Annotated in this window: 21 protein-coding genes and 1 tRNA gene; 13 read left to right on the plus strand and 9 right to left on the minus strand. The window is 75.8% G+C overall.

The genetic code is table 11. From position 1 onward, the window contains the following. Positions 1–72: 72 nt before the first annotated feature. Positions 73–993 (minus strand): phosphotransferase, encoded by a 921-nt coding sequence (locus GJV82_RS13350; RefSeq protein WP_318657631.1) that lies wholly within the window; start codon positions 991–993, stop codon positions 73–75. 72 nt (positions 994–1,065) lie between these two features. Here GJV82_RS13350 and nudC point away from each other — a divergent pair, with 72 nt between their 5' ends. Further along, entirely contained in the window at positions 1,066–2,166 is a 1,101-nt protein-coding gene (nudC, locus tag GJV82_RS13355) for an NAD(+) diphosphatase (RefSeq protein ID WP_318657632.1), read from the plus strand. Positions 2,167–2,295: 129 nt separating this feature from the next. Here nudC and GJV82_RS13360 read toward each other — a convergent pair whose 3' ends face one another. Next, entirely contained in the window at positions 2,296–2,562 is a 267-nt protein-coding gene (locus GJV82_RS13360) for a mycoredoxin (protein ID WP_024840460.1), read from the minus strand. A 144-nt stretch (positions 2,563–2,706) separates the two neighbouring features. Here GJV82_RS13360 and GJV82_RS13365 point away from each other — a divergent pair, with 144 nt between their 5' ends. Next, the gene (locus tag GJV82_RS13365) at positions 2,707–4,761 is read left to right on the plus strand and encodes an ATP-dependent helicase (protein WP_024840461.1); all 2,055 of its coding nucleotides are present in this window, start codon (positions 2,707–2,709) and stop codon (positions 4,759–4,761) included. Positions 4,762–5,260: 499 nt separating this feature from the next. Beyond that, positions 5,261–5,692, plus strand: coding sequence for a WhiB family transcriptional regulator (locus GJV82_RS13370; RefSeq protein WP_024840462.1), 432 nt, complete (start codon positions 5,261–5,263; stop codon positions 5,690–5,692). Here GJV82_RS13370 and GJV82_RS13375 read toward each other — a convergent pair. After that, positions 5,666–6,769 carry a ThiF family adenylyltransferase gene (locus tag GJV82_RS13375; protein ID WP_318657633.1) on the minus strand — a complete coding sequence of 368 codons (1,104 nt, stop codon included), beginning with the start codon at positions 6,767–6,769 and terminating at the stop codon, positions 5,666–5,668. The two genes, GJV82_RS13370 and GJV82_RS13375, sit on opposite strands and share 27 nt — an antisense overlap. Positions 6,770–7,004: 235 nt before the next feature. On the opposite strand from GJV82_RS13375, the gene GJV82_RS13380 reads away from it, so the two are divergent. Then, entirely contained in the window at positions 7,005–7,610 is a 606-nt protein-coding gene (locus GJV82_RS13380; RefSeq protein ID WP_318255578.1) for a M48 metallopeptidase family protein, read from the plus strand. 34 nt (positions 7,611–7,644) lie between these two features. On the opposite strand, the gene GJV82_RS13385 is transcribed toward GJV82_RS13380, so the two are convergent. Then, positions 7,645–9,180: a zinc-dependent metalloprotease gene (locus tag GJV82_RS13385; protein ID WP_155099566.1), complete on the minus strand. Its 1,536-nt coding sequence runs from the start codon at positions 9,178–9,180 to the stop codon at positions 7,645–7,647. A gap of 153 nt (positions 9,181–9,333) precedes the next feature. Here GJV82_RS13385 and GJV82_RS13390 point away from each other — a divergent pair, with 153 nt between their 5' ends. Together GJV82_RS13390 and GJV82_RS13395 are read left to right on the plus strand one after the other, a co-directional pair. Further along, entirely contained in the window at positions 9,334–10,371 is a 1,038-nt protein-coding gene (locus GJV82_RS13390) for a Rossmann-fold NAD(P)-binding domain-containing protein (RefSeq protein WP_155099567.1), read from the plus strand. Positions 10,372–10,452: 81 nt separating this feature from the next. After that, positions 10,453–11,562, plus strand: a complete 1,110-nt coding sequence (locus tag GJV82_RS13395) for a YlbL family protein (RefSeq protein ID WP_318657634.1) — start codon at positions 10,453–10,455, stop codon at positions 11,560–11,562. 50 nt (positions 11,563–11,612) lie between these two features. Here GJV82_RS13395 and GJV82_RS13400 read toward each other — a convergent pair whose 3' ends face one another. Then, positions 11,613–12,221, minus strand: a complete 609-nt coding sequence (locus GJV82_RS13400; RefSeq protein WP_155099568.1) for a PPA1309 family protein — start codon at positions 12,219–12,221, stop codon at positions 11,613–11,615. A 125-nt stretch (positions 12,222–12,346) separates the two neighbouring features. Between GJV82_RS13400 and GJV82_RS13405 the strand changes: the two genes are divergently transcribed. The 3 genes from GJV82_RS13405 to GJV82_RS13415 all read left to right on the plus strand — a co-directional run bounded on the left by GJV82_RS13405 (position 12,347) and on the right by GJV82_RS13415 (position 16,720). Continuing rightward, positions 12,347–15,406: a UPF0182 family membrane protein gene (locus GJV82_RS13405; RefSeq protein WP_318657635.1), complete on the plus strand. Its 3,060-nt coding sequence runs from the start codon at positions 12,347–12,349 to the stop codon at positions 15,404–15,406. A 119-nt stretch (positions 15,407–15,525) separates the two neighbouring features. Beyond that, positions 15,526–16,584 (plus strand): aldose 1-epimerase, encoded by a 1,059-nt coding sequence (locus GJV82_RS13410; protein WP_196217250.1) that lies wholly within the window; start codon positions 15,526–15,528, stop codon positions 16,582–16,584. A 62-nt stretch (positions 16,585–16,646) separates the two neighbouring features. Continuing rightward, positions 16,647–16,720: transfer RNA gene (locus tag GJV82_RS13415), tRNA-Met, on the plus strand. 93 nt (positions 16,721–16,813) lie between these two features. Here GJV82_RS13415 and GJV82_RS13420 read toward each other — a convergent pair. From GJV82_RS13420 to GJV82_RS20785, 4 genes are all read right to left on the minus strand, one after another. Further along, entirely contained in the window at positions 16,814–17,611 is a 798-nt protein-coding gene (locus tag GJV82_RS13420) for an alpha/beta fold hydrolase (protein WP_115942186.1), read from the minus strand. 127 nt (positions 17,612–17,738) lie between these two features. Further along, on the minus strand, positions 17,739–19,145 hold the full coding sequence (locus GJV82_RS13425) for a dihydrolipoyl dehydrogenase family protein (RefSeq protein ID WP_155099571.1): 1,407 nt from the start codon (positions 19,143–19,145) through the stop codon (positions 17,739–17,741). A 5-nt stretch (positions 19,146–19,150) separates the two neighbouring features. Beyond that, the gene (locus GJV82_RS13430; protein WP_115942187.1) at positions 19,151–19,714 is read right to left on the minus strand and encodes a hypothetical protein; all 564 of its coding nucleotides are present in this window, start codon (positions 19,712–19,714) and stop codon (positions 19,151–19,153) included. Between the two features lie 311 nt (positions 19,715–20,025). Next, on the minus strand, positions 20,026–22,758 hold the full coding sequence (locus GJV82_RS20785) for a helix-turn-helix transcriptional regulator (RefSeq protein WP_318657636.1): 2,733 nt from the start codon (positions 22,756–22,758) through the stop codon (positions 20,026–20,028). 233 nt (positions 22,759–22,991) lie between these two features. Between GJV82_RS20785 and GJV82_RS13440 the strand changes: the two genes are divergently transcribed. The 4 genes from GJV82_RS13440 to GJV82_RS13455 form a co-directional block, all read left to right on the plus strand. Then, entirely contained in the window at positions 22,992–23,300 is a 309-nt protein-coding gene (locus tag GJV82_RS13440) for an EthD family reductase (protein WP_115942189.1), read from the plus strand. Positions 23,301–23,492: 192 nt separating this feature from the next. Then, positions 23,493–24,377: an ABC transporter substrate-binding protein gene (locus GJV82_RS13445; protein ID WP_115942190.1), complete on the plus strand. Its 885-nt coding sequence runs from the start codon at positions 23,493–23,495 to the stop codon at positions 24,375–24,377. Positions 24,378–24,382: 5 nt separating this feature from the next. Further along, entirely contained in the window at positions 24,383–25,333 is a 951-nt protein-coding gene (locus GJV82_RS13450) for an amino acid ABC transporter permease (RefSeq protein WP_312028663.1), read from the plus strand. After that, a partial coding sequence (locus tag GJV82_RS13455) for an amino acid ABC transporter ATP-binding protein (RefSeq protein WP_155099572.1) occupies positions 25,330–25,932 on the plus strand: 603 nt, incomplete at its 3' end. The genes GJV82_RS13450 and GJV82_RS13455, both read left to right, overlap by 4 nt.

Consider the following 25,932-nt stretch of genomic DNA (forward strand, 5'->3'; position numbering starts at 1 on the left):
GCGCGGCTCGCGGGACCGCCATGCTCCGCGGACCGCCCGGCCAGCGGGACAACGGGGCCGAGCGCGGTCCGGTCAGTCGGCGTCGTCCTGCGTCGCCTCGTCGAGGTCGGCGAGCATGTCGAGCGCGTCGGCGACGACGTCGTCGAGACCGTGGCGCACGCCGTGCAGGAGCCAGCGCGCGAGCGCGAGCTCGCCCACGAGCAGCGCGCGGTCCACGAGGTGCTTGTCCGTGAGCTCGGTGCGGCGCAGCTGGTACGCCTCCATGACGGAGTCGATCGCCTCGGGCGGCGCCGAGACCAGCAGCCACGCGAGGTCGTCGGCCGGGTCGGCGACGCGCGCGCTCGCCCAGTCCGTCACCGCGACGACGCGACCGCGCGCCACGAGCACCTGCTCGGGCCCGAGGTCGCCGTGCACGACGACCGGCTGGAAGCGCCACAGCGACACGTCCTCGAGCGCGGTCTCCCAGCGCCGCAGGAGGTTCGGCGGCACCTTCCCCGTGGCCGCGGCCTCGTCGAGCTCGGCCATGCGGCGGGACCGGTACTCCTCGACCTCGTACCCGGGCAGGCCCGCGTCGTCGACGATCGTGCGCGGCAGCTCGTGGACCGCGGCGATGACACGACCCAGGTCGGCGGCGAGACCGGGCCCGGGGCGCAGGGCGTCGACGTCGAGGGGCGTGCCCTCGAGCGCCGGCCCCACGACGGCGCGCCCGCCCTCGGGCAGCAGGGCCGTGCCGGCGACGCGCGGCACCGCGAACGACAGCACGCCGGACTCGGCGTAGTGCTGGAGCGAGGACAGGAGCTCGGCCTCGGCCTCGAGCGCCGCGCCGGCCTGGAGGCTGCGCGGGGCGCGCACGGTCCAGCGGCCGCCGTCGGCGTCGGTGACGATCGCGGTGTCGTAGTCGCCCGGGTCCTCGACGGGACGCGCGCTGCGGGCGTCCAGACCGGGCACGGCTGCGGTCGCGAGCGCGGCGAGGGTCAGCGGTGAGCGGGGCACGCGACCACGGTAGTCGGTCACCGCGCACGCCCCGGTCGCCCCACGCCGTGCGGCGTGGCCTACGGTCGAGGGGTGACCACCCCAGCAGGCCGACCGCCGTCGGGCACGCCCGCCGCAGACCCGCCCGCCGCCGCTGCGCCCGCGCCCGCGGGCACCCGGCCGCCGGGCCCGGACCTCCCGCGCACCACGCTGCGCGACCTCCCCCTCCCGCTCGACGGCGCGGTCGTCGACCGCGCCGCGCACCGCCGCGCCGAGCCGGACCTCGTGCGGACGCTGCGCGCGCAGCCGACGACGCGCGTCCTGCTCGTGCACCGCGGCCGCCTCGCGCTCGCGGGCCCGACCCCGGCGGACGGCGTCGCGCTCCTCGGGCCGGCGGACGTCGCCGCGGTGGACCCGGTGACCGACGACGAGCACGCGCGCTGGCTCTTCCTCGGGGAGGAGGGCGGCGCCGCGTACGTCGCGCTCGTGCTGCCCGACGACGCGGACGCGGAGGAGGTCGACATCGAGGGCGTGGACGCGTCCGACCCGTTCGCCGTCCTCGCGCGCGAGCGGCACTGGTCGGGGCTGCGCGAGCTCGTCGGCGGGCTCGGCGCCCCGCTCGCGGGGCTGGCGACCGAGGCGGTCGCGCTCGCGGCGTGGCACGCGAACCACACCCGGTGCCCGCGCTGCGGGGGCCGCACCACGGTGGAGAACGGCGGCTGGACACGCCGCTGCGTGGCCCAGGGGATCGAGCTCTACCCGCGCACCGACCCGGCGGTCATCATGACGGTCGTGCACGGCGAGGGGGACGACGAGCGCCTGCTCCTCGGGCACGCGGCCCACTGGCCCGAGCGGCGGTTCTCGACGCTCGCGGGCTACGTCGAGCCGGGGGAGTCGCTGGAGAGCGCGGTACGGCGCGAGGTCGCGGAGGAGGTGGGCGTCGTCGTCGGCGACGTCGCCTACCGCGGGAGCCAGCCCTGGCCCTTCCCGGCGTCGCTCATGCTCGGGTTCGCGGCGCGCGCGCTGACGACGGAGCTGCGCCCCGACGGCGTCGAGCTCACCGACGCGCGCTGGTTCACGCGCGCCGGGCTGGCCGAGGCCGTGCGCGCGGGCGACGTGCTGCTGCCCGGGCGGGCGTCCATCGCACGCGCTCTCGTCGAGGACTGGTTCGGCGGTCGCCTGCCCGACGCGTGACGGCCGCCCCGGACGCGCGCGGAGCCGGCCCGAACGCACAGGGCGCACGACGGTCGCCCAGGACGCACGACGGTCCCCGGACGCGCGCGGGGCCGGCCCGGACGTCCGGCCCGGCCCCGCGGTGGTGTGTCAGGCGGCGAGGCGCTGCTTGACCTCGGCGAGCGACGGGTTCGTCGCGGCGGAGCCGTCCGGGAAGACGACGGTCGGCACCGTGCGGTTGCCGTCGTTGACCGACTCGACGAACTCGGCGGTGCCGGGCGTCTCCTCGATGTTCACCTCGGTGTAGCCGATGCCTTCGGAGTCGAGCTGCGTCTTGAGGCGGCGGCAGTACCCGCACCAGCTCGTCGAGTACATGACGATCGAGCCGGGGTCGGGAAGGGTCGGGGAGGTGGGCATCGAGGCTCTCCTGTGCGGGTCCGTGCGGCGGTTGCCGCGGGCGATCGGTCGTGACGGTAACACCGGCGGCCCCCGCGCTGTTCCCGCGGGTGCGTCGTCCCCACCGCCCCCCGCGTGTCACCGAGGCCTGAGAGAATCGCGGTGATGTCCACGCCACCGGTCTCACGCCCGCCGTCCCTCCGCTCCGCCGACGAGATCCTCGACGCGCTCGACCCGGACCAGCGCGACGTCGCCGTCGCGCTGCGCGGTCCCGTCTGCGTCCTGGCCGGGGCCGGGACGGGCAAGACGCGCGCGATCACGCACCGGATCGCCTACGGGGTGCGCACCGGCGTGTACGTGCCGACGAGCGTGCTCGCCGTGACGTTCACGGCGCGCGCGGCGGGGGAGATGCGCACGCGCCTGCGCGAGCTCGGCGCGACGGGCGTGCAGGCGCGCACGTTCCACGCCGCCGCGCTGCGCCAGCTCGGCTACTTCTGGCCCAAGGTCGTCGGGGGCGCGCCGCCGCGCATCCTCGAGCACAAGGCCCCGGTGATCGCGGAGTCGGCCCGCCGGCTCGGCGTCGGCGTCGACCGCGTCGCGGTGCGGGACCTCTCGTCGGAGGTCGAGTGGGCCAAGGTCTCGCTCGTCACCGCCGACGACTACGTCCGCGCGTGCGAGGCGATCGACCGCGAGCCGCCCGCGGGCTACGACCACCAGACGGTCGCGCGTCTCATCACGGCGTACGAGGACGTCAAGACGGAGCGGTCGGTCATCGACTTCGAGGACGTGCTCCTCATGCTGGGGGACATGCTCGCGACGCAGGGCGGGGTCGCGGACGAGGTGCGGCGCCAGTACCGCCACTTCGTCGTCGACGAGTACCAGGACGTCTCCCCGCTCCAGCAGTTCGTGCTCGACCAGTGGCTCGGGGGCCGCGACGAGCTGTGCGTCGTGGGCGACCCGTCGCAGACGATCTACTCGTTCACGGGCGCGACGCCGCACCACCTCCTGACGTTCCAGCGCACCCACCCGAACGCCCAGGTCATCCGGCTCGTGCGCGACTACCGCTCGACGCCGCAGGTGGTGAACCTCGCGAACCAGCTCCTCGCGCGCGCGGGTCGCGCAGGCGGGGCGCACCAGGCGCTCGAGCTCGTCGCGCAGCGCCCGGCCGGACCGCCCGTCGCGTTCACGGCGTACGACGACGACGAGGCCGAGGCGACCGGGATCGCCCAGCGGATCTCGCGCCTGCTCGCGGCGGGCACGCGGGCGAGCGAGATCGCGGTCCTCTACCGGACGAACGCGCAGTCGGAGGCGTTCGAGTCCGCGCTCGCCGACGCGGGCATCGGCTACCTCGTCCGCGGTGGGGAGCGGTTCTTCCAGCGCAAGGAGGTGCGCGACGCGATCGTGCTGCTGCGTGGTGCCGCGCGCTCCGCGGACCCGGACGCGCCGATGCCCGAGACGGTGCGCGACGTCCTCGCCGCCGCGGGCTGGGCGCCCGAGCCGCCCGCGGCGCGCGGCGCGGCGCGCGAGCGCTGGGAGTCGACGCAGGCGCTCGTCGCGCTCGCGGACGACCTCGCTGCGCTCGCCGCGGCGTCGGACGCCCCCGCCCCGACGGTCGCGGCGTTCGTCGCCGAGCTCGACGAGCGGGCCTCCGCGCAGCACGCGCCCACGGTGGAGGGCGTGACGCTCGCGTCGCTCCACGCGGCCAAGGGCCTCGAGTGGGACGCCGTGTTCCTCGCGGGCATGAGCGAGGGGCTCATGCCGATCTCGCTCGCCGAGACCGACGAGGCGGTCGCGGAGGAGCGTCGCCTCCTGTACGTCGGCATCACCCGGGCGCGCGAGCACCTGGAGCTCTCGTTCGCGCGGTCGAGGAACCCGGGTGGCCGGGCCACGCGCCGTCGCACGCGCTTCCTCGACGGCCTGTGGCCGGACGAGCCGGGCGCGCACGGCCCGCGCCGGTCGCGCAGCGGGCAGGCGAAGGTGCGGCTCACGGGCGAGTACGACCAGGAGCTGTTCGAGAGCCTGCGCGAGTGGCGCCGCCAGGTCGCGGAGGAGACGGACAAGCCGGCGTTCACGGTGCTCGTGGACACGACGCTCGCGGCGATCGCGGAGACCCGGCCGACCAGCACCGCGGCGCTCGCCCGGATCAGCGGGCTCGGGCCCGCCAAGATCGAGCGGTACGGCGCGACGATCCTCGACATCGTGAGCCGCGCGGAGCGTTGAGGTGCGCCGGTCCCGGCGTCCGGAGGGGCCGGCGAGAACTCGTCGAGAAAAAGTCTCGTAAATAAGTTGTGCGCCCTGCGAGGTGCGTCATATGGTCGACGAGTCCTGTTGGAGAGGGGCGCGCCGAAAGGTGCGCTCCGAACGGAGAGAGGGGGTGGGAAAGCTGATGAAGAACCAGATCGCGATGGCGAACCTGCTGGATAACGCGTCCGTGTGCACGGGCACGCCAGGAGGACTCCGTCCGCGTGCAGCCGCGCTCCGCGGCGGCATTCTCGTCACCCGCCCCGCTCCCGACTCCGCCTCCAGGACACGACTGGTCTGACCGACCAGAACCTTCCAGGCCGCGGAGTCCGTCTCGGACCCGTGGCCTTCGTGTTCTCCGAGCACGTCTGCCGATGAGGATCACCGGCGTCTCCCGTCAGCATCGACGGGACCGCTGTCCTCAGGGTCCTGTGACGACGACGTTCACACCCACGACAGGACATCACTGGAGGACATCGTGCGGCTCACCGCGCTGCTCGACAACATCACTGCCCAGGGCGGATCCGGCCCCTGGGTCCCCCACCAACCGCTGGCCACCCCGCTGGGCGAGAAGGACTCCGCGGAGTTCGACCGTCTCCTCGCAGGCCTGCTGCCCTGCCGCACCAACGACCCGGAGCTCTGGTTCGCCGAGCGCACCGCCGAGGTCGAGGAGGCCAAGGCCCTGTGCCGCACGTGCCCCCTCGTCGAGGGCTGCCTCGCCGGCGCGGTCGAGCGCCGCGAGCCCTGGGGCGTCTGGGGCGGCGAGGTCTTCGTGGACGGCGTCGTCGTCGCGCGCAAGCGCGGCCGCGGCCGTCCGAGCAAGGCCGAGGTGCTCGCCCGGGAGGCCGAGCGCCAGGCGCAGGAGGCCGCTCGGGCCGAGGCGTCAGTCGGCGCCTCGACGGCGGCCTGACATGGGCAGCGGCGCCCCGTCCGGGGGCGTGCGCGCCAGCTCGCCGCACCCGCACCGCGGGTGGCGGCTCGTCTCGCGCAGCCGCGGCACGGCATCGGGAGCAGGGATCTCGATGCACGCCGTGGCTGCGCGGGGCACGAGCCCGTCCAGGGCTGCCAGGACCTGACCGAGCGCCGCCGCCGCGGCCGACGCGGCGAGCAACGACTCCTCGCCTGCCGGGAGGGTCCGTCCCCGCAGCTGTCGCGCGAGCTGCGGCCAGCACGGGTCGACGTCCGCCCGGTGCAGCTCCACGCAGGTCAGGCACGGGTCGACGCCCGGCCGCACGAACGGCCCGACGACCACGTCGGCCTCGCGCACCACGACGGACAGGTGCGCCACCCCCTCACCCACGAGCCGCGCGACCCGTCCCGGGTCCGCCGCACCGTGCTCCACCACGACGACGACGTCCGGCGGGGGAGCCCCGTACCCCACCGTCCCAGCCCCCGTCTCCGGCACGACCGCAGTCACGACGCCCGGCGCGACCTCCCCGACCAGTCGCTGCACCGCCGTCGCGCGCGGGGACCCGACGTCGCGCAGCCGGTACGCCCCGACGCCCACGTCGGTCGTGAGGACCGCGCCGGGGTCGCCGAGCACGAGCGTGCCCACCCCGGCCGTCGCGAGGTGCACGGCGAGCCCGGCGCCGAGGCGGCCGAGCCCGACCACCGCGACCGTCGCGCGCGAGCGCGCCGCGAGGACGCGGTGCCCCGCGCCGTCCGCGCGCAGCGCCGAGAGGACGGCCAGGTCCGCCTCGCCCTTCCCCGGTGCGGGCGAGTCCGGGCGCTTGCGGCGCGCCGGGACGAGGAGGTGCGCCTCGTCGAGCAGCCGCACGAGCGCCGCGCGCCGCCCCGAGGTCGTCGCCTGCTCCGCACCGGCGCCCCGACGCGCGGACGGGGACGCGAGCTCGCGCAGCCACGCCTCGTCGTCGGGGTCGAGGCCCGCGAGCCGGACGGACCACCGCGGGTCCGTCCCGACCTGGACCTCGCCGGGAGCGCGCCGCAGGAGCGGTGCGTCGGGTCGCAGCACGCGTCGTCGCTGCACGGGTCCTCCGGCGGTGGGGTCGGTCGACGACCGTGCGGCCGTCCGGGCCAGCGTGGCACGGGGTGCCACGGCGCCGAGCGTTGTCCACAGGTGCGGCCGGGTTGACGTCCCGACTGTGCTTCCTTGACCCGGACCACAGCACCGGACGCCGTTTCCTCGACCGAACGACGCGGGAAAGCGCGCCGCGCGGCGTGGGGCACTGCCGTTTCGTGGCGAGAACCACTACGGTCTGAGCGTGGTCCGGGAGACGATCGTGGAGGTTCGGCGCAGCCGCCGACGCAAGAGCACGGTGAGCGCCTACCGCGACGGCGAGCGCACGATCGTCGCGATCCCCGCGCGGTTCACGCGCGCGCAGGAGCGCGAGTGGGTCCAGCGGATGCTCGACCGGCTGGCCGACTCCGAGCGCCGTCGCCGGCCGTCGGACGCCGAGCTCGAACGGCGCGCGGCCGAGCTCTCGGAGAAGTACCTCGACGGGCGCGCCCACCCGACGAGCGTGCGGTGGTCGAGCAACCAGGACCGGCGCTGGGGCTCGTGCACGCTCATCGACGGGACGATCCGCATCTCGACCCGGGTGCGCGGCATGCCGCCGTGGGTGCTCGACTACGTGCTGCTGCACGAGCTCGCGCACCTGCTGCACGCGGGTCACGGGCCGGGCTTCTGGAAGCTGCTCGAGTCGTACCCGCGCACGGACCGGGCGCGCGGCTTCCTCGAGGGCGTGTCGTTCGCGCGCGACGCGGAGGTCGAGCCCGACGACGCGGACGTCGAGACGGGCGGGACCGACGTCGAGCCGAGCCGCGTCGAGGCGGACGCCACGGACGACGCTCCCCACGGCGCGCGCTGACGGCGAGCAGCCGCCGCCCGTCGACCCGCGCTCGTCAGCGCGTGGCGCCGCCCTCGCCCGCCGCGCCGCCCTCGTCCGCCGCGCCGCCCTCGTCCGCCGCGCCGCCGGCCTCGGGCCCGTCGCCCGACCCGCCCTCCGCGGCGCGGAAGATCTCCTCGAGCGCGCGGTCGACGTCGGCCTCCTCGGCGCGCGTGGCCGCGCGCCGCCCCTCGTAGCCCGCGGGGTCGTCGAGGTCGGTCGCGTCCGGCAGGAGGTCGGGGTGGTCCCAGACGCCGTCGCGCGCGGCCGAGCCGGACTGCGCGGCGATGAGCGCCCACAGCGCGGCCGCGTCGCGCGAGCGGCGCGGGCGCAGCTCGAGCCCGACGAGGCTCGCGAACGTGTGCTCGGCGGGTCCGCCCGCGGCGCGACGGCGGCGCAGCATCTCGCGCAGCGGCACGGCGTGGGGCAGGTGGGGGAGCGCCGCGGTCGCGGTGACCTCGTCGACCCAGCCCTCGACGAGCGCGAGCGTCGTCTCCAGCCGCAGGAGCGTGGCCTGCTGCTCGGGCGTGTTCTGGAGCCCGAAGACGCCGCCGGACAGCGCGCGCTGGAGGGCGTCGGTGTCCGCGAGGTCGACGTCGGCGAGCTGGGACTCCAGGGCGGACAGGTCGATCGTGATGCCGCGCGCGTAGGCGTCGACGAGGCCGCGCAGGTGCCCGCGCAGCCACGAGACGTGCGTGAACAGGCGCGCGTGGGCGGCCTCGCGCAGCGCGAGGAAGAGGCGCACCTCCTCGGCGGGGGCGTCGAGACCCTCGGCGAACGCCTCGACGTTCGTGGGGAGCAGGACCGTCGCGGGGCGGTCGAGCAGCGGCAGCCCGACGTCGGTCGCGCCGAAGACCTCGCGGGAGAGCGTGCCCGCGGCCTGGCCGACCTGCATGCCGAAGACCGCGGACCCGAGGCGCCGCATGAGCGCGGCGGGGTCGCCGCCGGGCAGGCCGGTCGCGCCCGCCGGGAGGCCCGGGAGCGTGAACCCGACGCCCGGCAGGGCGCCCGGCTCGTCGCCCAGGCCCTCGGGGAGCTGGTCGCGCAGCACGGTCGCGAGCGCGTCCGCGACGGACGACGCGACGGGCGCGACGAGCTCGTTCCACGCGGGGAGCGTGTGCTCGACCCACTCGGAGCGGCTCCACGCGTGGCTCTTCCCGCCCGACGGCGGGAGGTCGGTGACGGCGTCGAGCCAGAGCTCGGCGACGGACAGCGCGTCGGTGGCCGCGCGCTGCTGCGCTGCGGTGACGGACGGGTCGCCCTCCGCGACCGCGACCTGGCGCGCGACGTCGTGCGAGACGTCGGTGTTCACGGGGCCGTCGCTCGGGGTCGACAGCAGCCGCTGGACCTGCGCGAGCACGTGCTGGAAGAGCTGGGGGTCGGCCGCGCCGCCCGCGGCGAGCGACTGCGGGTCGAGGCCGCGGGCGCGCAGCTCGCGCAGGGCCTCGTCCGCGTCGGGGCCGAGCATCGAGCGGAGCAGCTCCTCGAACCGCGGGTCGAAGGGCGCGTCGTCGTCCGGTCCGGGCGTGCGGTCGGGGGGAAGGCTGCTCATGGCGACTCCTCACGGTAGCGTCGGTGATCACCGTAACCACGATCGAGCGCCGAGAACGGGGGCTGAGGCATGTCCGAGGGCCGGGTTCGCTCACGGCGCAGCGACGTGCCCGGCGAGGGGGGAGCGCCCCCGGTCGGGGCGGGGGACGGCCCCGTGGCGGAGGCGGACGGCGCCGTGCCCGAGGCGGTCTCGGGTGGTGCGCAGGACGACCCGCCCGTGGTCGTCGGCGTCGGCCAGGTCGCAGACGCGGTCCGCGCGGGGCTCGGCGCGCCCGAGGCCTCGCCCGTCGACCCCGGCGGCTGGCCGGACGGCGCGCGCCGGCTGGTCGTCGTCGCGCCCGCGGGCGAGTTCGGCGCCCCGACCGCGCGGACCGACGCCGAGCAGCGGGCGCGCCTCGCGCTCCTCGGCCGCCGCGCCGGGGAGGCCGCGGTCGCGGCGGGGATCGAGCACGTGGTCGCCGTGACGTCCGCCGCCGTGCACGGGGCCACCCCGGGCCGCGACGTGATCGACGACGACGACCCGGTCGTGCGCGACGAGGGTCCCGGCTTCGCGGGCGACCTCGTCGCGTTCGAGGACGCGCTCGGCGAGGCGCTCGGCGCGGTGCCGCTCGCGGTGGTGCGGCCCGCCGTCGTCGTGGGCCCGGGCGTGGACACCGTGCTCACGCGGCACTTCGAGGCGCCGCGGCTCCTCACGGTGCGCGGCGGAGGGCGCACGTGGCAGCTCGTGCACGTCGAGGACGTGGTGTCCGCGGTGCGCGTCGCGCTCGACCGCGGGCTCGTCGGGGGCCTGACCGCCGGGCCGCTGCGCGACGGCGAGCCCGACGCGCTCGACTCGGAGACCGTGGCCGCGGCGGCCGGGATGCGCACGGTCCAGCTCCCGCCCGCCACGGCGTTCGGCGCCGCCGAGCGCCTGCACCGCGTGGGCGTCCTGCCGTCCCCGGCGAACGACCTCGCGTTCGTCGTGCACCCGTGGTCGGTCTCGGCCCGGCGCCTGCACGACGCCGGGTGGTCGCCGGCGTGGTCGGGCGCGGCCGCGCTCGAGGTGCTCCTCGCGGAGGTACGCGGCCGCGTGGGCGTCGGCGGACGTCGGTTCGGGGGTCGGGACGCGGCCGCGATCGGGGCCGCGGGCGCCGCGGTCGCCGTCCTCGGGACCGCGGCCGTGTGGCGCCAGGCGCGCTCGCGGCGCCCCTGACGGCGTCGCGGAGGGTGCGACGCGTGCCCCGGGCGCGGGCGCCCGCAGGGAGATCCCAGCAACCTCGGGGATGATGTCCCGGTGAGCGACGCCCCCTCCTTCGACGCCCTCCTCGCCGAGGACGAGCACGTGCCGCCCCCCGTGACCCGGCGGTCCCTGACGTTCGGCATCTCCCTGCTCGCGACGACGCTGCTCGTCGCGGGTCTCGCCGTGCTTCCCGCGCCGTACGCGGTGCGCTCCCCGGGGCCCACGGAGGACACGCTCGGGGAGCAGGACGGGACGCCCCTCATCTCGATCACGGGCGCCGAGACGTTCGACTCCACGGGCGAGCTGCTCCTGACGACGGTCTCCGTCGCGGGGGGCCCGGGCTACCCGGTGAACGTCGGGCAGGTCGTGCAGGGCTGGTTCGACCGGTCGCGCAGCGTGCGTCCCGTCGAGGAGGTCTTCCCGACGGGCCGCACCAAGGAGGAGACCGAGCAGCAGGGACAGGCCGAGATGATCTCCTCCCAGGAGAACGCCACGGTCGCCGCGCTCACCGAGCTCGGCTACGAGGTGCCGGCCACGCTCACCGTCGAGGCGGCCGTCCCCGGCAGCGGGTCCGACGGCGTCGTCGAGCCCGGGGACGTCATCGTCGCGCTCGACGGCTCGCCCGTCCCGACGTACCAGGACCTCATCGACGGGCTCGCCGCGGTCGACCCGGGCGACGACGTGACGCTCGGCGTCCTGCGCGACGGCACGGCCACCGACCTCACGGTGACGACGACGGACGGCGGCGACACCGCGCTGCTCGGCGTGTACATCGACCCGGCGTTCGACTTCCCGGTCGACGTCGCGATCCAGATCGAGGACATCGGCGGCCCGAGCGCGGGCACGATGTTCGCGCTCGGCATCGTCGACCAGCTCACGCCCGAGGACGAGGCGAACGGCGTCGTCATCGCGGGCACGGGCACCATGAGCGTCGAGGGCGACGTGGGCCCGATCGGCGGGATCCAGCAGAAGCTGTACGGCGCGCTGCGCGACGGCGCGACGTGGTTCCTCGCGCCGCAGGCCAACTGCCCCGAGGTCGTGGGCAACGTGCCGGACGGCCTGCACGTCGCGGCCGTCTCGACGCTCGCGGACGCGCGCGCCGCGATGACCGCGATCGGCGCGGGGAACGGCGACTCCCTCCCCACGTGCGAGGCGCGGGACTGACGTCGGGGCGCGCGCCGGGCGCGCCGTCGCTGCCCCCGGGCGGGGGTCGGTCAGTCCTCGAGCGTGGCGCGCAGCGCCGTGACGAGGCCGGGGACGAGGTCGGGCCCGCCGGCGACGTCCGTCGCCGCGTCGTGCGCCCGGGACCGCACGGCGCACCACGACGAGCCGTCGCGCAGCACGCCGACCGCGAGGCGCACGTCCTGGCGGTCGGGGTGGGACGCGAGGTAGTCGAGCGCGGCGTCGGGGTCCTCGGGGACGTCCTCCTCGGCGGCCGGCGGCAGGACGATGCGCTCGACGACGAGCGCGGCGCCGTCGACGGTCGGCGGCCACGCGACGCGCGCGAGCCCGTCCTCGAGGTCGCCGTCCACGGCGAAGCCCTCCTGCTCGATCGAGAGCAGGTGGTGCGGGTCCGCGCCGGCCGCGGCGACGACGTCGGACGGGAGCCGGTCCGCGAGCGTCGGGTCCGCCGCGAGCGCGCCGGCCGTCACGACGAGCGCGAAGAGGCGCGGCGGTCCGTCCCACCCGGCGTCCGCGGCGTGCGCCTCGACCTCGTGGACCGCGAGCGCGAGCGCGTGGCGGGGCGTCGGGCCGCCCGGAGCGACGGGGTCGGGTCCGGACGCGGAGGCAGGCGTGGGCGCGGCGTCGTCAGGCTGGGGCATGCCCCCATCGTCCCTCATGCGTCGGGAGAGCCCCCACGGAGCCGCGGGCCGTGGGAACCTTGGGGGAGGACCGGGCGTTGACCCCGGTGCACGCCCGAGCCACGACCCGAAGAGGAATACCCACCGTGTCATTCGCCGCAGCGCCCCGCCGGCCGTCCCCCGGGGGCCGGCCCGCCCGGCGCCGGAGCCCGATCGGCATCGCGATCGCCGTCGTCGGCGCCCTCGTCGTCCTCCTGCTCCTGCTCGCCCAGTTCTGGACCGAGGTGCTGTGGTTCCAGCAGCTCGACTTCGCGAACGTCCTGTGGACGCAGTGGGGCGCGCGTATCGCCCTGTTCGTCGCGGGCTTCCTCGTCATGGGCGGGCTCGTCTTCCTGTCGTTCTCGCTCGCGTACCGGTCCCGGCCGATCTACGCGCCCTCGACGCCCGAGCAGGCGACGCTCGACCAGTACCGCGAGGCGATCGAGCCGCTGCGCAAGGTCGTCATGGTCGTCGCGCCGGCGCTCGTCGGCTTCTTCGCGGGCGCCGCGGCGGCGTCGCAGTGGCAGACGGTCCTCCTCGCGCTCAACGCGGTGCCGTTCGGCACGACGGACCCGCAGTGGGGCATCGACCTGTCGTTCTACGTCTTCACGCTGCCGCTGCTGCGGTTCGTCGTGAGCTTCCTCATGGCGGTCGTCATCATCTCGGGCATCGCCGCCGTCGCGACGCACTACCTGTACGGCGGTCTGCGCATCGGCGGCGGGGCGGACGCCGGGCCGCGCACGACGACGGCCGCGCGCGTGCAGCTCTCCGTGATCGCCGCGCTGCTCCTCGTGCTCATCGCGGCGAACTACTGGCTCGACCGCTACTCGATCCTCACGTCGGGCGGCGCGAAGTTCGACGGCGCGTCCTACGCCGACGTGCACGCGGTCATCCCCTCGAAGGCGATCCTCACGGTCGTCGCGCTGTTCGTCGCCGCGCTCTTCGTCGTCACCGCGGTCCGCGGCAACTGGCGCCTGCCCGCGATCGGCGTCGGCCTCATGGTCGTCTCCGCCATCGCCATCGGCGGGATCTACCCGAGCGTCGTGCAGCGGTTCCAGGTCACGCCGAACGCGCAGGACTTCGAGGAGGAGTACATCCAGCGCAACATCGACGCGACCAAGGCCGCCTACGGCATCGACGACGTCCAGACCGAGCAGTACAACGCGAAGACCGAGGCCGAGGCGGGCGCGCTGCGCGAGGACGCCGACACCACCGCGTCGATCCGCCTGCTCGACCCGGAGATCGTCAGCCCGTCGTTCAGCCAGCTCCAGCAGAACAAGCAGTACTACCAGTTCTCGCCGTCGCTGTCGGTGGACCGCTACACGATCGACGACGAGAGCCGCGACACCGTCATCGCGGTCCGGGAGCTCAACCAGGGCGGCCTCGGCGCTGACCAGCGCAACTGGGTCAACGACCACACGGTCTACACCCACGGCTTCGGCGTCGTCGCGGCGTACGGCAACCAGATCGGCCCGGACGGCCGGCCCGCGTTCTACGAGGGCTCGATCCCGTCGACGGGCGCGTTCACCGACGCCGGCGGCTACGAGCCGCGGATCTACTTCTCGCCCGAGGCGCCGCAGTACTCGATCGTGGGCGCGCCCGAGGGTCGCGAACCGTGGGAGCTCGACTACCCGGTCGACGACGAGGGCGGCCAGGTCAACAACACGTTCCCCACGCAGGAGATCGCGGCGGGCCCGAGCGTCGGCACGTTCCTCAACAAGGTGCTGTACGCGCTGAAGTTCGGGTCCGAGCAGATCCTGTTCTCCGACCGCGTCACGGAGGACTCGCAGATCCTCTACGACCGCAGCCCGCGCGACCGCGTCGCGAAGGTCGCGCCGTACCTCACGCTCGACGGCCGCGTGTACCCCGCGGTCGTGGACGGCCGCGTGAAGTGGATCGTCGACGGCTACACGACGTCGAACGCGTACCCGTACTCGACGTCGGAGTCCCTGGACGAGACGACGGCCGACTCGCTCGTCGCGGCGAACTCGGTCGAGGCGCTCGCGCCCCAGCAGATCAACTACATCCGCAACTCGGTCAAGGCGACCGTCGACGCGTACGACGGGTCGGTCGACCTGTACGCGTGGGACGCCGAGGACCCGCTCCTGCAGGCGTGGACGAAGGTCTTCCCGAGCACGGTGCAGCCGATGTCGGAGATCTCCGGCGACCTCATGAGCCACCTGCGCTACCCCGAGGACCTGTTCAAGGTGCAGCGCACGCTGCTCGCGAGCTACCACGTGGACGACGCGAACGAGTTCTTCTCGGGCCAGGACTTCTGGCGCAGCCCGGAGGACCCGACGGCGAGCGGCCAGGTCAAGCCGCTGCAGCCGCCGTACTACCTCACGCTGCAGATGCCGAGCCAGGACGCCCCGACGTTCTCGCTCATGTCGACGTACATCCCGGGCGGCGGTTCCGACCGCAACATCCTCACGGGCTTCCTCGCGGTGGACGCGGAGCCGGGCAGCGAGGCGGGCGTGCGTTCCGAGGACTACGGGACGCTGCGCCTCCTCGAGCTGCCGCGCAACGCGACCGTGCCCGGCCCGGGTCAGGTGCAGAACAACTTCAACACCGACCCGACCGCGGCGGACGGTCTGCTCGCGCTGCGCCGTGGTGACTCCACGGTCATCAACGGCAACCTCCTCACCCTTCCGGTGGGCGGCGGCCTCCTGTACGTCCAGCCGGTCTACGTGCAGTCGACGGAGGGCACGCGGTTCCCGCTGCTGCGCAAGGTGCTCGTGTCGTTCGGCGACGAGATCGGCTTCGCGGACACGCTCGACGAGGCGCTGGACCAGGTGTTCGGCGGCGACTCGGGCGCGAACGCGGGCGACGCGGACGGCGGGGTCGAGACCGAGGTCCCGGACCAGCCGGCTGACGGCGAGACGGCCGACCCCGGCACGACCGACCCCGGCACGACCGACCCGGACGCGGGCGAGCCGGACGCCGAGCAGCCGGCGCCGCCGGCGGACGGCGGCACGGTCGACGGCGGCGCTCGCGCCGAGCTCGACCAGGCGCTGCGCCAGGCGCAGCAGGCCATCGAGGCGGGCGAGGCGGCGCTCGCGGAGGGCGACTTCGCGGCGTACGGCGAGGCGCAGGACCGCCTGCGGCAGGCGCTCGAGGCGGCGCTCGCCGCCGAGCAGCGGCTCGACACCGAGTCGTCGGGCGGCTGACGGACGGTCGCGCGCGCGACGTACCGCCACGGACGGGCGGGGACACCGACGGGTGTCCCCGCCCGTCCGTCGTGCGGCGGGTTTGTCATTTCCTCCGGCGGACGGGAGGATCGCTCCTCGTGACCTCTGCAACGGTTTGCAGCAACGCTTTCAGCGCGGCGGGCGACGCGGCGAGCGACGTGACCCCCGCCGTCCCCGCGGCGCGCCTGCGCCACCCCTCCGGCGCCGAGCTCGTGGTCGCGCTGCGCGGCGCCGCGGTGCTCGCGTGGCGCGCACCGTGGCGCGGCGCGGACGGGACCGTGCGGGTCGAGGACCTCGTCGACGGGTACACCGACGAGGTGGAGGTCGCGACGCACGACGCCGCGCGCTCGGCGCTCATGGCGCCGTTCGTCAACCGTCTCGCGGGCGGCGCCTACACCTTCGACGGGGTCCGGCACGAGGTGGCCCCGGTGCTGCCGTGGGAGCCGGTGACCATGCACGGGTTCGCGCGCACGCTCGACTGGGCGGTCGTCGAGCCCGGCCCCCGCTCGGCGCGACCCGCCGGGCCCCCGGACGCCGGGGCCACGCCCGTCGCCGTCACGCTGCGCGCCGCCGTCGCGGCGGACGCGCACGCGGGCTACCCGTTCGCGCTCGAGCTCGAGGTGGACTACGTGCTCGGGGCCGCGTCGCTCGACGTCGTGCTCCGCGCACGCAACGTCGGCCCGACGGCGGCGCCGGTCGCGCTCGGGTGGCACCCGTACCTGCGCGTGCCGGGGCACGCGAGCGTCGACGGCCTCGAGCTCACCGTGCCCGCCCGCCGCGCCGTGGTGACCGACGCCGGCCTGCTCCCGCTCGCCGGCCCGTCCGCCCTGGAGGAGATCGACGGCGTCGGCCCGCTGCCCCTCGCGGGCGTGCGCCTCGACCACGCGTTCGGGGGCCTGCGCCCGGACGCCGACGGCCGGGCCCGCACGCTCGTGCGCGACCCGGCGACGGGGCAGGGCCTCGCGCTCTGGCAGGACCGCGGCCTCGTGCACGTCTACACGGGGGACGGCCTGGGGCGGCGGGCGCGCGCGGCGGTGGCCGTCGAGCCGGTCGAGACGCTCACCGACGCCTTCAACCGCCCCGACTGCGCGGCAGACGTGCGGCTCGAGCCCGGGGCCGTGCGCACGTTCGCGTTCGGGGTCGAGGTGCTGGAGTGATCCACGTCTCGCTCACCCGATTTGGCCTGGTCCGGAACGTCCCGTAGAGTAGTGATCATCGACGCGGGGTGGAGCAGCTCGGTAGCTCGCTGGGCTCATAACCCAGAGGTCGCAGGTTCAAATCCTGCCCCCGCTACGAAAGATGTCGCAGGACATCACGAAGGCCCGGACCACGGAAACGTGGTCCGGGCCTTTGTCGTTCCGGCCGGTGGGGCAGCGGGGTCGCTCGTCACCGGGTGCTGCGGGCGGCGTCCTCGATCAGGCGCGCGACCGCGACCGGGTGGCTGACCATGACGGCGTGCGAGCCGTTGACCTCCTCCGTGTACGCGCCGGCCCGCTCGGACATCCAGCGCTGCACCTCCGGGTCGATCGCGTGGTCCTTGCGCGTGACGAGGCTCCACGACGGGATCGTGCGGAACGCCTCACCGACGCTGGCGTCGGTCACCGCGCGCGTGTTGGCGGGTCGCTGGACCACGGCCAGGTCGGCGGCCGTCTCCTTGTCCACGTCGTTCGCGAAGAACTCCCGGAACCGGGCCGGGTCGATCGCCACCTCGACGCCGTCCGGTACGGGGGTCGAGACGAGCGGGATCGCGGGGGAGGTCTTGGCGGCCAGGTCGCCCACGGTCTCGCCGGCGGTGGGGATGAACGCGGCGACGTAGACCAGCGCCTTGACGTCCGGGTTTGACGCGGCGGCGTTCGTGATCACGGCACCGCCGTAGGAGTGGCCCACGAGCACGACGGGGCCGTCGATGGTGGACAGGTAGCTGGAGACGTACGCGGAGTCGCCGGTCAGGCCCTGGAGCGGGTTCGCGAGGGCCTGGACGGGGTACCCGTCCTTGCGCAGCCGCTCGATCACGGGCGACCAGCTCGAGGAGTCGGCCCACGCTCCGTGGACGAGGACGACGGTCGGCTTCGGCTGCGGGGTCGGGGGACCCCCGACGGCCGAGGCCGTGAGGGTAGGGCTGATGACGCCGAGCACGGTGAGCGCGCTGGCGAGGGCTGCGGGGATACGAAGACGCAGACGCATGACAACTCCTCCGAGGGGTTGGTGTTGCGGTGGTCGCCGCTCCCGGCGGCCGTCCCGGGGCTCATGCCCCGCGGCGGCGCCGAGCGCGGTGCTCTGTGGTGCCGTCCTGCCTGCCGGCAGGCGGTCGTCAGCTCGGCCGGCCGTAGCTCTCGAGCAGGCGGAGCCAGATCTCGCTGATCGTGGGGTAGGCGGGGACGGCGTGCCAGAGCCGGTCGACGGGGACCTCCCCGACGATCGCGACGGTCGCCGCGTGCAGGAGCTCCGCGACGTCCTGGCCGACGAAGGTCGCGCCGACGACGACCTGGCGGTCGGTGTCGACGACGAGCACGGCGCGGCCCGTGTAGTCGTCGGCCTCCAGCGCGGCGCCGGCGACGGAGCCGAGGTCGTGCTCGACCGTGCGGACGGCGAGCCCGCTCTCGCGCGCGTGGGCCTCGGTGAGCCCCACGCTCGCGACGGCAGGATCGGTGAACACGACGCGGGGCACCGCGGCGTGGTCCGCGGTCGCGGCGTGCGCGCCCCACGGGCCGTCGTCGAGGGGCGTCCCGCGCAGCCGCGCGGCGATCGCCTCCCCGGCGGCGCGCGCCTGGTACTTTCCCTGGTGGGTGAGCAGCGCCCGCCCGTTGACGTCCCCGACGGCGTACAGCCAGTCGGTGCCCTCGACGCGCAGGGTCTCGCCGACCCGGAGCGGACCGGAGAGCCCCACCGTGTCGAGGCCGAGGTCGTCGGTGCTCGGGCGGCGCCCGGTCGTCACGAGGATCTCCTCGCCCTCGACCACGCGGCCGTCGTCGAGCGTGACGGTCACGACGCCGTCGGCCCGGCGGTCGACGCGCGTCGGCGTGACGTGGAGGCGCACGTCGACGCCGTCCGCCGCGAGGGCGGTGGCGACGTGCTCGCCCGCGACGGGCTCCTCGCGGTCCAGCAGCCCGGAGACGGACAGGAGGGTCACGCGCGAGCCGAGCGAGGCGTACGCCTGGGCGAGCTCGACGCCGGCCACGCCCCCGCCGAGGACGACGAGGCGCGGCGGCACGTGGTCCGCGGACGTGGCGTCCCGGGTGCCCCACGGGGCGGCGTCCGCCAGGCCGGGGACCGGCGGGACCACCGGCACGGAGCCGGTGGCGAGCGCCACCGCCGCAGCCGTGAGCACCCGCTCGCCGACCTGCACGGCGCGTGGCCCGACGACCCGGCCGCGTCCGCGGACGAGGTCGATGCCCGCGGACGCGAGCCAGGCGGCCTGGCCGTCGTCCGCCCACCCGTCCGTGAACGACGTGCGCCGGGCGAGCACCGCGGCGGCGTCGAGACTGCCGGTGACCGCCTCGCGGGCGCCCGCCACCCGGCGGGCGGCCCGCAGGGCGTGCCCGCTGCGCAGCAGCGCCTTGGACGGCATGCAGGCCCAGTACGAGCACTCGCCCCCGACGAGCTCGGACTCGACGACGGCCGCGCGCAGCCCGCGCCGGGTCGCGTAGTCGGCGACGTTCTCGCCGACGGGTCCGGCACCGACGACGACCAGGTCGTAGTCGTAGGTCGTGGTGTCCATGACGCTCATGACTCCTTCTCCCGCAGGACGCGGCCGAGCCGGAGGGCGGAGACGAGGAAGAAGATCCCGCCGAGGGCCGCGTAGCCGGCGGTCCCGGCGATCGTCTCCGCGCCCTGGAGGCCCTGGGCGAGGAACGCGCCGCCCACGACGACCGAGAGGCCGCCGCTGAGCATCTGGGCGACCTGCCCGCCCGTGCGGCGGTTGCGGACGGCGGCGACGAGCTGCGGGACGCCCGCGCCGATCGCCCAGACGCCCCAGACGGCGAGGGCTGCGCCGAGGGACTGGGTCGACGCGACGCCGAGCGCGACGGCGACGGCGACGCTGACCACGACGTTCACCCGTTCCGCGACCGTGGACCGCGCGGTGCCCGGGGTGACGCGCACCTGCCACAGCACGGCGGCGGCGTCGACCAGCGGGTAGACGACGAGCAGGGTCGTCAGCCACGGCCCGGCCGCGGTCGCGGTGGTGAGGACCAGGGCCGCCCAGACGAGGGCGACGACGAAGCGGGTGAGGTACAGGCGGCGCAGGGCCGCGCCGAAGGTCGTGGGGATCGTGGTGGTCGTCGTCATGCTGCCCTCACGAGTCCGGTCGTGGTCGGGACCGGGGCGGACGGGCGACGGCGCGGGGCCGTCGTCGCGCGCAGGGTCGCGGTGGTCATGGTGGTCTCCCTTCCGTGGCGCTGGACGGGCGGTCCGTGGCGCCGGTTCGTACAGGAGACGTTCGCTCGCGTCGGGTCCCGGTCGAATCCGTGAGGTGCCCGGTCAGCACCCCGGCACGACGCACCCCCGGCGTGCCGGGCACCGGCGCCGGGCACGCCGGGGCGCCCTGCTCGGGGGACGCGGAGGGTCGCCGTCGGCCGGGGTGCGGGGCCGCCGTCGCCCTACGGCGTGGAGGAGCGGTCCAAGGCGCGCGCGAGCTCGGTGCGCGACGCGATGCCGAGCTTCGCGAAGACCTTGTGCAGGTGGTACTCGACCGTGCGGGGGCTGAGGAACAGCCGGGTGCCGATCTCGGGGTTGGAGAGGCCGTCGCGGGCCAGCCGGACGATCTGCGCCTCGCGCTTCGTGAGCTCGGTGCGCGCGTCGACCGCGCGGCGGCGTGCGGTCTCCCCGGTGGCTTCCAGCTCCTGGCGCGCCCGCTCGGCGAACGCCTCGAGGCCCATCGAGCAGAACAGGTCGTAGGCGGTCCGGAGCTCGTGGCGCGCGTCGAGTCGCCGGCGCGCGCGCCGCAGCCACTCTCCGTAGAGGAGGTGGGCGCGCGCCAGGTCCACGCGCACCGGCGTGCGGCGCAGGCGGGAGATCGCCTCGCGGTGGTGCGTCTCGGCGTCGTCGCCGGCCACGAGCGCGCGCGAGCGGGCCTCGACGCCGAGGGCCCAGTCGGTGCCGGACGCGGCGGTCCGCTCCGCGAGCCGCTCCAGGCCGTCGCGGGCGCGATCGTGCTCGCGGCAGCGGACCGCCGCCTCGACGAGCTCGACGAGGGCCCAGTTGTACCAGGCGAGGGCGTCCTCGTTCGCCGACGCCCGCTCGCCCGCCGCGAGCGCCAGGTCGTGCCGCCCGAGCCCGTTGTAGAGGATCGCTCGCGCCGTGTGGCCGGCGATCAGGACCATCCCCTCGCCCCGCGCCCGGGACGCCTCGACGAAGGACTCGATCGTCGCCGTCGCCTCGGCCTCGCGCCCGCGCCACGCCGCCTGCAGCATCGACCCGTACGGGAGGTGGACCACGCCCGTCGCGTCGGCGGCGGCGTCCATCTCCTCGCTCAGCGACGCGACGGCGTCGAGCTCGCCGGCCAGGACCCGGGGCGCGAGCTGGAAGGCGAGCCCCACCGGCAGGGCGCGCAGCGCGCCGGTGCCGCGCGCGAGCCGGACGGTGCGGTCGGCGAGCTCCGTCCACGCCTCGTGGTCCCACAGCAGGGACGCGACGCGGCACGCGAGCCAGTCCCAGCGGAGGGCGTCCTCGTCGGTGGTGGTCGCCCGGAACTCCTCGAGCGCACGCGCCAGGCGCGGCGCCGCGGCCGGGTAGCCGTCGGTCGCGAGGAGGGTCATGGCGTCGAGGAGGAGGTCCCGGGCGCGCGGTGGACCGGCGGGGGACGGCGCCCGCCGGGCTGCCTCCGCGACGCCCAGGACTCCGCCCGCGACGGCTCGACCGGCGAACTGGGCGGCGGCGAGCGCCTCGAGGTAGGTGTCCCGTGCGAGCGGCACGTCGAACGGCTCGAGCCGGCGGGCGGCGTGCAGGAGCAGGGGCGGGGCGTCGTCCCCGCGGCTGCGGGCGTGGACGATCTCGGCGCGCAGGAGGTCGACGCGGGCCGCCTGGGCGCCGGTCAGCGGCGCGGCCTGCGTGGCGGCGAGGAGGCGGAGCGCCTCGTCCGGGTCGCCGGCGAGGTCGTGGGCCTCGGCCGCGGCGAGCGCGCGGGACGCCCGGGCGGCCGGGTCGGGCGTGAGGACGGTGGCGCGGTCGAGGAACGCGGCCGCGGCGGCGTACCCGCCCCGGGCCTGGGCGTGGGCGGCCGACCGCTCGAGCTCTGCGGCCACGTCCTCGTCGGGGCCCGCGGTCGCCTGCGCCAGGTGCCACGCCCGGCGGTCGGCGTCGACCGCCGGGTCGGTCACCGTGGCGAGCGCGTGGTGGACCTCGCGACGCTCCTCCACCCCGGCCGAGCGGTAGACGGCCGAGCGGGCGAGGGGGTGGCGGAACGACACCCGGGTCGTCGTCCAGCGGAGCAGGTCCGAGAGCGCCGCGGGGTCGGCGGCGTCGGGGGACACGCGGAGCACCTCGGCCGCGCGCCACAGCAGGGCGGCGTCACCGAGGGGTTCGGTGGCCGCCACGAGCGCGAGGCGGCGCTGGCCGGGGGACAGCCGGTCGAGCCGGCGCCGGAAGCTGTCCTCGATCCGGGCGGTCAGGCCACCCGGGTGGTCCGCGCCCAGGCCGGCGGCCAGCTGCGCGTGCGTGAGCCCGCGCGGCAGCTCGAGGATCGCCAGCGGGTTCCCGCGTGTCTCGGCGACGATCCGGTCCCGCACCCGCGGGTCGAGCGGCCCGCGGACGACCGAGTCGAGCAGCGCCTGCGCGTCGGCGGCCGGGAGCCCGCCGACCGCCATCTCGGGGATTCCCGCGAGCGTCGGGTCGGGCTCGGCGCCGCGGCGGCCGAACACGAGGGCGACCGACTCCGTCGCCAGACGGCGCGCGACGAACCCGAGGACCTGGGCCGACGCGTGGTCGAGCCACTGCGCGTCGTCGACGAGGCACACGAGGGGCCCCTCGGACGCCGCCTCCGCGAGCAGCCCGAGCACCGCGAGCCCGAGCAGGAAGCGGTCTGGGGCGGGGCCGTCCTGCAGCCCGAAGGCCGTGCGCAGCGCGTCCGACTGCGGGCCCGGGAGGGCGTCCAGGTGGCCGAGCAGGGGTGCGCACAGCTGGTGCAGCGTCGCGAACGCCAGCTCGGCCTCCGCCTGGACGCCCGTCGCGCGGACCACGCGGCACCCGGACGCGGCGTCGGCCACGTGCTCCAGGAGGGCGGACTTCCCGACGCCCGCCTCGCCGGCGACGACCAGGGCCCGGCTCCGCCCCTCGCGCACGTCGCCCAGCAACCGCTCGAGCCGCTCCTGCTCGGCGCCGCGCCCTCGGATCACCTCCTCAGGCTACACAGGCACCCACGGCGGACTTCCGGCCCGGCCGGGCCCGCGGAACCCTGCGCGTACCCCGCACCGGGGACCTCACTGGGGAGCACCCGGATGCGACGGGGGAGCCGTGCGCGGGACGGTGGCGAGCACCGGCCTCCCTCCGTCCGCGACCACGGCGGACGAGGCACGCCGGGGGTCGTGCGGTCCTGCACGACCCGTTCACCCGCACGAAGGAGCCCCGCATGACGACCAAGATCACGATCATCTTCGACAACCCGGTCGACCCGGAGGCGTTCGAGGCCGCCTACCCCGACCTGCTCGACCGCGCCCGCAAGGTCCCGGGGGTCGTGCACCGGGAGGCGTCGAAGGTCTGGCCGAAGGAGGACGGCAGCCCGACCCCGGCGTACCGCATGATCGACCTGTACTTCCCCGACTACGACGCGGCGAGCGCGGCCGTGGGCACGCCCGAGATGCAGGCGTTCTTCCCGCGCGCGTTCGAGCTCGCGACCGGGGGAGCGAGGGCGGTCTTCGCCGACGTCGAGGAGTCCTGAGCCTCCTCACGGACGCTTCCGTGCCCGGGCCCGACCGCGCGTCGGGGCCGGGCACGGCGTCGTCCGCGTCCGTGCTGTGACACGACCCACGTCGTCGCGGGCAGGCGCGGGGAGTACCGCGGACACGACCGGCGTTATCGTCAGTGGCTGGCGCCCACCTTCCCCGGGGCGCCCGACACCCGGAAGGTCACCATGCGCCGTCTGCGTCCCCGTCCCGCCGTCCTCGCCGCCGTCACGGCGGTGTCCGCCCTCGCGCTCGCGGCCTGCTCGTCCGGCGGCACCGGCTCCGGCGACGCGGCCGACCCGACCGGCGGCCCGTCGTCGGGCGACGCCGCGCAGTGCGAGCCCGGCGCGCTGCCCACGCTGACCGACGGCGTGCTCACCGTGGGCGCGGGCGAGGCGTACTCGCCGTGGTACGTCGGCGAGCACGACTCGGGCGAGGGCTTCGAGTCGGCGCTGATCTACGCGGTCGCGGACCGCCTCGGCTACGCGCCCGAGGACGTCGTGTGGGAGACGGTGACGTTCGAGCAGATCATCAGCCCGGCCGTGAAGCCGTTCGACGTCGCCGCGTACCAGACCTCGATCACCGACGAGCGCAAGCAGGCCGTCGACTTCTCGAGCCCCTACCTCACCACGCGCCAGGGCGTCATCGTCATGGAGGACGGCCCGTACGCGGGCGCGACGACGCTCGCCGAGCTCGACGGCGCGCGCATCGGCGTCACCGCCGCGCAGACGAGCCTCACGCTCGCCGAGGCCGCGTGGGGCGAGGACGCGGACATCTCGCCGTACAACGCCGCGGGCGACGGCATGCAGGCCCTGCAGTCGGGCACGATCGACGCGATGGTCATGGACGTCGACCAGGGCGTCGCCGCGTCGACCGAGTACTTCCCGGACTCCGTGGTCATCGGCACGCTGCCGGACGAGGGCGTCGTCGAGCAGTACGGGCTCGTGCTCGACCTCGGGTCGGAGCTCACCGACTGCGTCTCGCAGGCGGTCGACGACCTCGAGGCCGACGGCACGCTCGCGGAGCTGCGCACGACGTGGCTCAAGTCGGACGACATCCCCGTCCTCGACTGACGGCCGTGACCGTGCCCGACGACCGGCCCGCGGGGGCGGCGCCCGACGACCGCCCCCGCGGGCGCGGCACGGACCCCCGCGTCCCCGTGGACGCGTGGACGCCGTCGCCGCTCGCGCTCGACCGGGCGGCGTTCCGGCGCGCGCAGCGTCGTCGCTCGCTGCTCGTCGCGCTCGTCAGCACGGTGCTCGTCGTGACGGCGGTCGTGCTCGTCGTGGTCAACGCGCCCGGCTGGGAGCGCGCGCGGACCGCGTTCTTCGACCCCGCGATGGCGTGGGAGTCGCTGCCCGCGATCCTCGAGGGGCTGTGGCTCAACCTGCGCGTGTGGGTCGTCGCGGGCGTCGTCGGCACGCTCCTCGGCCTGGGGCTCGCCGTCGCGCGCACGAGCCGCGTCCCGGCGCTGTTCCCGCTGCGCGCGTTCGCGATCGGGTACGTGGACCTGTTCCGCGGGGTCCCGCTGCTGCTCGTGCTGCTGCTCGTCGGCTTCGGGCTGCCCGCGCTGCGCCTGGAGTGGCTGCCGACGTCGGGTGCGTTCCTCGGGGCGCTCGCGATCGTGCTCACCTACACCGCGTACCTCGCGGAGGTGTTCCGCGCGGGCATCGAGTCGGTGCACCCCTCGCAGGTCGCCGCCGCGCGCTCACTCGGCCTGACGCGCGCCCAGACGACGCGCCGCGTCGTGCTGCCGCAGGCGGTGCGCAACGTCACGGCGCCGCTCGCGAACAACCTCGTCTCGCTGCAGAAGGACTCGGGCCTCATCTCCGTGCTCGGTGCGGTCGACGCGATCCGCGCGGCGCAGATCGCGACGACGGGCAGCTACAACTTCACGCCGTACGTCGTCGCGGGGATCCTGTTCTTCCTCGTGTCCTTCCCGCTGACGCGCGCGGTCGACGCGTACCAGGCGCGCCGCGGCTGGGGCCGGTCGCTCGCGACCGTGAGCGGGGCGGGGGACATCCGATGAGCGGGGTCGTCCTGCCCTCCGGCGCGAGCCCGCAGGACGCGGGCGCGGACCACCTGCTCTCGCTGCGCGGCGTGCGCAAGACCTATCCGGCGGCGGGCGCTCCGGGCGGGCGGCGCGTCGTGCTCGACGGCATCGACCTCGACGTCGACGCGCACCGGTGCGTCGTGCTCGTGGGATCGTCGGGTTCAGGCAAGTCCACGCTCCTGCGCGTGGTCAACCTCCTCGACGAGGTCGACGACGGGCAGATCCTGCTCGACGGCGAGGACGTCGCCGACCCGCGCCTCGACGCCAACCGGGTCCGAGCCCGCATGGGCATGGTCTTCCAGGCGTACAACCTCTTCCCGCACCTCACCGTGCTCGACAACGTGACGCTCGCGCCGCGCCTCGTGCACCGGCGCTCGCGTGCCGAGGCGGAGGGGGCGGCCGTCGAGATGCTCGGCCGGGTCGGCCTGGGGCACAAGGTGACCGCGTACCCCGACCAGCTCTCGGGCGGCGAGCAGCAGCGCGCCGCGATCGCGCGCGCCCTCGTCAACGGGCCCGAGCTGCTCCTGCTCGACGAGGTGACGTCCGCGCTCGACCCCGAGCTCGTCGGCGAGGTG

The sequence above is a fragment of the Cellulosimicrobium composti genome (assembly GCF_009711085.1).
Taxonomy (GTDB): domain Bacteria; phylum Actinomycetota; class Actinomycetes; order Actinomycetales; family Cellulomonadaceae; genus Cellulosimicrobium; species Cellulosimicrobium composti.